The sequence below is a fragment of the Nocardiopsis sp. TNDT3 genome (assembly GCF_003427465.1).
In the GTDB taxonomy this organism is placed as follows: Bacteria; Actinomycetota; Actinomycetes; order Streptosporangiales; family Streptosporangiaceae; genus Nocardiopsis; species Nocardiopsis dassonvillei.
In genome coordinates this window covers 1-1,827 of record NZ_QPFC01001150.1, presented here as the reverse complement: position 1 = coordinate 1,827, position 1,827 = coordinate 1, and the positions used below count along the sequence as shown (strand labels likewise).

Sequence of the window (1,827 nt, the reverse complement as noted above, 5' to 3'; positions counted from 1 at the left end):
CGACATCCACCCGCGGCGCGGCGGCCGCGACCGCCGCGCCGCCCCGGGCGGCATGTGAGGGCCCCCGGCACCGAACGGCGCCGGGGGCTTTCACGTGCCGTGGAAGAGGGTGAGGTCGACCGCGGGCGCGTCCGTGTACACCACGCCCGGTTCCGGCGGTATGGGCTCGCCCGACGCGGAGTCGGTGCAGTGGGCGTCGAACATCCGCGCCTCGTCGAGGGGCGCCAGGGTCCGGTCGGTGACCGTCCAGCCGCGCACCAGCGTCACGGGGACGTCCACCCCGTCGGGAAGCGTGTGGGAGATCCGGTCGGTGGGGCTGCGCAGTACCACCGCCGCGGGGTCGCCGCTGGTGACGGCGGCGCACAGCCGCTCCACCACCGCCGGATGCTCGACGTCGAAGCCCTCCTCCCGGCGTTCGACGGACGTGGCCAGCACGTGCCGGGTGTGCAGGGTCAGGAGGTGCTTGGTGCCGGGCAGGTCGTCGAGGAGGGCGGACAGCAGGGCGGAGGCGTGTGAGGAGAGCATGCTCTGAGTATGCGCGCGCGGACACGGCCGGATCGGGTTGTCCACAGGCCTGATCGGGGAGGAACCCGGATTTTTCGAGGGAGGCCGGTCGGAGGCCGTCCGCAGGGCGCGCGGTGCGCCGGTCGGCCTCCGGAGGGAGGCGGTCCGTGCCGCGTAACGCCCACTCCCCGGTCCCGTCCGCCGAGTACGGGACCGCCCGTTCGGTCCCGGCCCTCGGACCCCGGTCCTCTCGGCCGGTGGCCATGGGTCCGCCCGCCCGGCCCCGCTGCCGTCCGTCCGGCTCTCCCGTCTCCCGGTGAGCGCGGGACCGCCCGGCCCCGTTCCCCGATCGGGGTTTCTCCGGCCCGGCGCCCCGCGCACGCGTCCGCGGTCAGGGCTTGCGCGCCACGCCGCCGTACTGGGCGACCTCCTTGGGCTCGCCCAGTTCGGTGGGCAGCGGGCGCCACAGGGACGCCGAGACCACGCCGGGCTCCAGCAGTTCCAGGCCGTCGAAGAAGCGCTCGATCTCCTCGGCGGTGCGCAGGTGGATGGGCTGGCTCGCGCCCTCGTTCCACGCCTTGGACGCCTCGATGATCTGCGGACTCGTGCTCGTGCTGTCGCACAGGGCCAGGAAACTGCCCGACGGCAGCGCGTCCACGTAGGCGCGGGCCAGGGCGTAGGTGTTCTCGTCCGCGGGGAAGTGGCCCAGGGTGCCCATGAACGTCAGCCCGATCGGCTGGGAGAAGTCCAGGTACCGGCGGGCCTGCTCCAGGAGGGGACCGGGGTCGGTCAGGTCGGCGTCGACGTACTCGGTCGAGCCCTCGGGGCTGCTGGTGAGCAGGGCGCGGGCGTGGGTCAGCACCAGGGGGTCGTTGTCGACGTAGACGACCTTGCACTCGGGCGCGGCGGCCTGGGCGGCCTCGTGGGTGTTGTTGGCGGTGGGCAGGCCGGTGCCGATGTCCAGGAACTGGCGGACGCCCTCCTCCTCGACCAGGTGCGTGACCGAGCGGACGAGGAACTGCCGGTCGGCGCGGGCGACCTCCACGATCTCGGGGAAGGCCCGCGCGATCTGCTGGCCCAGCTCCCGGTCCACGGGGTAGTTGTCCTTGCCCTCCAGCCAGTAGTTCCACACGCGTGCGGAGTGGGGGACCGACGTGTCGATGGGGGGAGTGGCGGCCATGGTGTCCTCTCGGGGAAGTGGGTGTCGCGCTGCAATTGTCCTGGCCCGGTGGGCAACACCGCAACCACGAAACCCTTGCGCCACAGGGGTTTCCGGGCAACGATCCGTGCCCTCCGCCGCCCCCGGGCGTCCCCGGCCCGCTC

2 protein-coding genes are annotated in these 1,827 nt (G+C 73.5%); both read right to left on the bottom strand.

Translation table 11 applies throughout. From position 1 onward, the window contains the following. Positions 1-90: 90 nt before the first annotated feature. On the bottom strand, positions 91-525 hold the full coding sequence (locus DQW06_RS25000; RefSeq protein ID WP_041552758.1) for a hypothetical protein: 435 nt from the start codon (positions 523-525) through the stop codon (positions 91-93). A 370-nt stretch (positions 526-895) separates the two neighbouring features. Beyond that, complete coding sequence (locus tag DQW06_RS24995) at positions 896-1,684, bottom strand: SAM-dependent methyltransferase (RefSeq protein WP_013153730.1); 789 nt, start codon at positions 1,682-1,684, stop codon at positions 896-898. Positions 1,685-1,827: the final 143 nt, after the last annotated feature.

Excerpts from the sequence above, each read along its gene's own strand:
- DQW06_RS24995 (WP_013153730.1), bottom strand. The coding sequence starts at position 1,684 with ATGGCCGCCACTCCCCCCATCGACACGTCGGTCCCCCACTCCGCACGC.
- DQW06_RS25000 (WP_041552758.1), bottom strand. The coding sequence starts at position 525 with ATGCTCTCCTCACACGCCTCCGCCCTGCTGTCCGCCCTCCTCGACGAC.